Genomic DNA, 3,732 nt, shown 5'->3' with positions numbered 1-3,732 from the left:
CACATCCGCTCCACCGATGTGATCGACGACCAGACGATCGATTTCAAAATGGTCAATGGCGATATCTATCGCAACAATCTGCCCAACAAATGCGGCGGCCTGGGCTTTGAGGAAGCCTTTTCCTATAAAACCTCGACCAACCAGCTGTGCAATGTCGATATCATCCACGTGCTGGCCCAGACCGGCGGCCAGCTCGACACGCGCGGTGTCTGCGGCCTCGGCAAATTCCAGCAGATCGAGAAGATTCGCAAGGATGACAGCGAAGAATAAGGCGCGCGACGGAGCGGTTTTCCGGGTGTAGAATAATCTATTGGCAAAGCGACAAATCCGCTGCTAAACGCGCACCCGGCGGAACACCGTCTCAGCACCCGTAGCTCAGCTGGATAGAGCGCTGCCCTCCGAAGGCAGAGGTCACAGATTCGAATTCTGTCGGGTGCACCATTATTCCGGGATTTTTACCACAAGACAATGACAGGCTGTGTCAGTCATCGGTTGGGATCAGCAAATTTTTGCTCGATAATCCGAGCCTAGATCATCACCACCGCCCGATATCCGGCCGTTTCTCCAGTTCAGCCAGCAGCTGGATGATCTCGTCATCTTCTGTTTGATCAAAATTGCTGTAGAAGGCACCGACCGCACCAAAATTGACCGGGGAGGCGAGGCAGATGATCTCGTCACACAGAGCGGCCAGGGCCTCCAGCGTTGACGGCGGTGCAACCGGGACCGCGAGAATGACTTTTTCCGGGCTGTTTCGGCGCACACCCTCGAGCGCCGCTCGCACCGTGCCGCCCGTGGCAATGCCATCGTCGACGACGATAACGGTCCTGCCGGTCAGGCTGATCGGCTTCCGGTCGCCGCAATAGATCAGGCGGCGGCGTTCGATTTCTTTCAGCTGCCGCTGCATTTCGGCGCGAATATAATCCGGATTGGGGTCGATCTGGCGAACCACATCCTCGTTGAGGACAAGATGCGGATGGTCGCCGTCGATGACGGCACCCAGTCCGAATTCCTTCCAGCCCTCTGCACCAATTTTGCGGACCATCAGCAGGTCGAGCGGGGCGTTCAGCGCTTTGGCGACTTCATAGGCGACCGGAACGCCGCCGCGCGGCAGCGCGACAATGACGGGATTATCCCTGACCTTGTCGATCAGCCTTGCGGCAAGCGCGCGACCGGCCTCACGCCGGTCGGCAAACGGGAGGGTGATCTGATCCATGGGATTTCCTTCGAGCGTCCTAGTTGAGATAAGCAGCAAACCAGGCGCTGGCATGGATGATGACTTCCTCCAGCGTTCCGGGCTCTTCGAACAAATGGCTGGCGCCATCAATGATCGTCATGCGTTTTGGCACGGACAGGGCATCAAACGCCTTTATGTTCAGGTCGATAACCTGACCATCGAGGCTGCCGACAATCAGCAGCGTCGGTGCGCGGACTTTGCCGAGCCACTCCCCGGCGAGATCCGGACGTCCGCCCCTTGAGACGACAGCGGCTATATCAGGCTCGTCGCGTGCCGCTGCGACCAGGGCTGCCCCCGCGCCCGTACTCGCGCCAAAATAGCCGATCGGCATCATTTGCAATCCAGCCTGGGCTCGCACCCAGCGGGCGGCCATCGACAGACGAGCGGCCAGCAGCGGAATGTCGAAGACATTGGCCCGGTCCAGTTCTTCATCGGGGGTGAGCAGATCCAGCAGCAGCGTTGCAAAACCATCTTCCTGCAGCGCCCTGGCCACATGATTGTTGCGCGGGCTCTTGCGCCCGCTGCCGCTGCCATGGGCGAAGACAATCATGCCCGATGCGTGTTTTGGTATGGTCAGGATCGCCTTTAGGCCGAGCGGCGGGATCGCTATTTCCCGGGATGTGATTGCTTTGGGAAGATCGTCGGCCATGGCAGCTTCCTTACAGACCGAAGGGATAGGTTTCGGGCGCACCGCGCGGTTTTTCGTGCCCGAGCGGCGTTATCGCCCTGGTCGTTTCAAACCACACATAGGCATCAAACTGGTCGGCCAATATCGCTTCGAAATAGTGGCTCAGCAGCTCGGTTTCGGGCCGGTAGACGACACCGATGGCGCGCTCCAGCAAAGGCTCTCTCAACATATGCGCGAATTTCTGCCGGTCGCGGCCACGCCAGTCGGTCAGCGAACGGGCATAGCCGGTTTGGCGAAATGCATGCTCATAGCTGTCCGGGCGCGCGGGGCGGACCGTCTTTATCTGCATGTCAGCGCCCCAGTCGCTGGCCGCAGCGACGGTGCCATTGTCGGTGCCAAAGCCGATCAGAACCGCGTCATCACCATAAGCAATGCGGCATAATTGGCCGATATTAAATTCACCGCGCCAGCCCATTGCGGTTGCCGAGGCATCGCCAATGTGGGAATTATGCGCCCAGACAACCGCTTTGGCGCCAAAACCGCGATGGGCGATCACGGCCTGCAAGGTTTCGAACATATGCCGGTCGCGCAGGTTCCAGGAGGCCGCTCCCCCCTGATAGATGGCGCGATAATAGCGTTCGGCCGCCGCCACGATCTTGGCATTCTGCGCGGCATCAAACCATTTTTCGCCATCCTCTTGCAGATAGTCCATCCGGTTCTCGAACAGGCGACGCAACTGATCGACCGCCGCTTCCTCGCAATCTTGCAGGCCGCCATGAACCACGGCCTTGCCATATTCGGTCGGATGATCCTGCCACGGCGTCAGGCAACCATAGCGCCAGCGGGCTTTTTCGGCTTCAGCAGGGTCAACCCGGTCGAGATATTCCAATACGGAGGAGATGGACTCGCTGAGGCTGTAAACATCCAGTCCGTGGAAGGACGCCTGGCAGACCAAGTCCCGGATTCCATTATAGCCGCGCAGCCAGTCGGCGAACGCCAAGACCTCCTGATTGCGCCACATCCAGGTCGGAAAGCGGACAAAGGAATCGCCGCGTCTGGGGCGCGGGTCGTGATGGCGCACATAGCCATCGATCCGGGCTGCATCGGGCCAGTCCGCCTCGACCGCCACGACGGTAAAGCCATGTTCCTCGATCAGGCGGCGGGTGATCGCCGCGCGGGCGCTGTAAAATTCCGATGTACCGTGCGTCGCCTCTCCGAGCAGGACCACCTGGGCGTCAGCAAAACGGTCAAAAAATTCGCCAAACTCCTCCTGATTTTCGGGAGCGGGCAGCGGCTCGGCATGGTCGCGCAAAGCCTCGACCAGCTCGTCTGACGGGCTGCGGCGCTGCTGATCCCAATTGAGCGGCTTGTTCATCACAAATCCTTCGCGGTTCGGGCGATCGATCAGTGATATTGCTAAAGCCAGACCGCAGCGGAGTCGTTCCGTAATGTTACGGAATGGCCCGATGCCATGCTGGGGATGTCATTTTCTTGCCGAAATTTGCCGAACCATTTGATGCTGGTTGATTGGGAAGCCCGGCTGGCAAAATCATCATCGGCACAGGATATCGGGCGCACTTCGTGCGGGAAGAAGGACGGAAACAGCACCATCGGTTTTGACACGGTCGAGGCTATAGTCGACTAGTCCGGCGACATCGGCCTCGGGCAGAAAGTCGTCAACAATTCAAGTCAGCCGGCACCTCGATAATCGGATAGGGATTGCTCCACCAGATCTCCGGCTGCGATGCGGCGGAGCGGACGCTTGATATCAAGCGGATGCAAGAGCTTCTCGAAGACCTGCCGACCGGCGACTGGCACGATCCGCAGGTCATTCGTGCCTATCGGCTGGCGCTGTTGCGCGGCATGTCGG

The 3,732-nt window shown here is 59.4% G+C and carries 3 protein-coding genes, 1 tRNA gene and 1 pseudogene; 2 read left to right on the top strand and 3 right to left on the bottom strand.

Annotated features, from left to right (window positions below):
* Positions 1 to 270, top strand: a pseudogene (locus V7665_RS13250) (hypothetical protein); the annotation flags it as partial.
* A gap of 94 nt (positions 271 to 364) precedes the next feature.
* Positions 365 to 441 (top strand) — tRNA-Arg (locus V7665_RS13245).
* 94 nt (positions 442 to 535) lie between these two features.
* Here V7665_RS13245 and V7665_RS13240 read toward each other — a convergent pair.
* The 3 genes from V7665_RS13240 to V7665_RS13230 are packed head-to-tail and all read right to left on the bottom strand — an operon-like array spanning position 536 to position 3,237.
* Entirely contained in the window at positions 536 to 1,213 is a 678-nt protein-coding gene (locus tag V7665_RS13240) for a phosphoribosyltransferase (RefSeq protein ID WP_335665006.1), read from the bottom strand.
* Positions 1,214 to 1,232: 19 nt separating this feature from the next.
* Complete coding sequence (locus V7665_RS13235; protein WP_335665005.1) at positions 1,233 to 1,883, bottom strand: dienelactone hydrolase family protein; 651 nt, start codon at positions 1,881 to 1,883, stop codon at positions 1,233 to 1,235.
* Between the two features lie 10 nt (positions 1,884 to 1,893).
* Positions 1,894 to 3,237 carry an erythromycin esterase family protein gene (locus tag V7665_RS13230; protein ID WP_335665004.1) on the bottom strand — a complete coding sequence of 448 codons (1,344 nt, stop codon included), beginning with the start codon at positions 3,235 to 3,237 and terminating at the stop codon, positions 1,894 to 1,896.
* Positions 3,238 to 3,732 lie beyond the last annotated feature (495 nt).

The organism is Parasphingorhabdus sp., from assembly GCF_036964675.1.
Classification (GTDB): Bacteria; Pseudomonadota; Alphaproteobacteria; order Sphingomonadales; family Sphingomonadaceae; genus Parasphingorhabdus.
This window is presented reverse-complemented; position numbering and strand designations above follow the sequence as displayed.